Annotated in this window: 1 protein-coding gene and 1 pseudogene; one reads left to right on the forward strand and one right to left on the reverse strand. The window is 42.1% G+C overall.

From position 1 onward, the window contains the following. Nucleotides 1-843: pseudogene (gene tnpC, locus ACOI1C_RS22505) on the forward strand (IS66 family transposase); the annotation flags it as partial. Nucleotides 844-933: 90 nt separating this feature from the next. On the opposite strand, the gene ACOI1C_RS22510 reads toward tnpC, so the two are convergent. Continuing rightward, the coding region (locus tag ACOI1C_RS22510) for a tyrosine-type recombinase/integrase (protein WP_422512868.1) at nt 934-1256 on the reverse strand (323 nt) is incomplete at its 5' end.

The following is a 1256-nucleotide window of genomic DNA, read 5'->3' on the forward strand; positions in this document are numbered from 1 at the left end:
ATGCCTGCCCCAGTTTATCCTGGTAGCTTAGCTTCACCTACGAGTATTGCTTATGTTATGGGCCAAAAATATGTAGAGGGAATGCCTCTCTATCGCCAAGAAAAGCAGTTTGAACGATTAGGCTTGGCCTTATCTCGCCAGACCATGGCCAATTGGATGATCTATGGGGCTAATCAATGGCTACAGCTAGTCTATGACCGGATGAAGGAGCAATTGCTTCAAAAAGAAATTCTTCATGCGGATGAGACGACCGTACAGGTGCTTCACGAACCCAATCGTAAGGCCACATCTAACTCTTACATGTGGCTTTATCGGACAGGAAGAGAAGATGCCCCCATCGTTCTCTTTGATTATCAAGAGACTCGAGGGAAAGAACACCCCACCCAGTTTTTGGCTGATTTTAAGGGATACCTTCACGTTGATGGTTATGCTAGCTACCATGCCGTGAAAGATGTCACCTTAGTTGGGTGTTGGGCGCATGCGCGCCGTAAATTCGATGAAGCATTAAAATCCTTGCCAGCAGCAAAACAATTAACAATGGTCCCCGCAAGAGAAGGACTAAATTTTTGTAATCAGCTCTTTGCGATTGAACGTGATAGCCTCAACGTATCGCCAAAAGAGCGTTACGATACTCGATTAGAACGCAGTCAGCCCGTGCTGAAGGCTTTTTCAGAATGGCTTCAAGCCCAAAAAGCAAAAGTGCTTCCGAAGAGTAAGCTCGGTGAGGCAATTACATATTGTCTCAACCAATGGGACAAATTAAATGTTTATATAATGGATGGTCGGTTAGAGATAGATAACAATCGTAGTGAACGTTCTATCAAACCGTTCGTGATCGGACGAAATTATGTTTAGTCATGTATTATGTTCAGTAATTGCTAATTTCGCATATTTCCAGTGCTAATATCTTAAGATACTCAACATAATTATTGTTTATAAAGTGTCAAGAAAACTTAGTATGTCTGCATTTGGTTTATAGCGGAATTTAGTTGCCATTGGTTCAGAAATTTTCGCTAGTGCTTTTTCCTTCAATCGTAAATCAGCAGTCATATATTTGTGAGTGGTCTCAATGCTTTCATGACCAAGCCATATTGCGATAGTGGAAATATCAACGCCAGCCTCCAATAGGTGCATCGCGGTCGTATGACGAAAGACGTGAGGGGTTACCTTCTTTTTCAACAGTGAAGGACAATGAATTGATGCTTTCTTCACCAAACACTCCATTCGATAGGTAATACCTGAACGAGTAAGTTTTC

Origin of the sequence: Bacillus sp. DJP31 (genome assembly GCF_049310945.1) — a bacterium.
Taxonomy (GTDB): domain Bacteria; phylum Bacillota; class Bacilli; order Bacillales; family SA4; genus Bacillus_BS.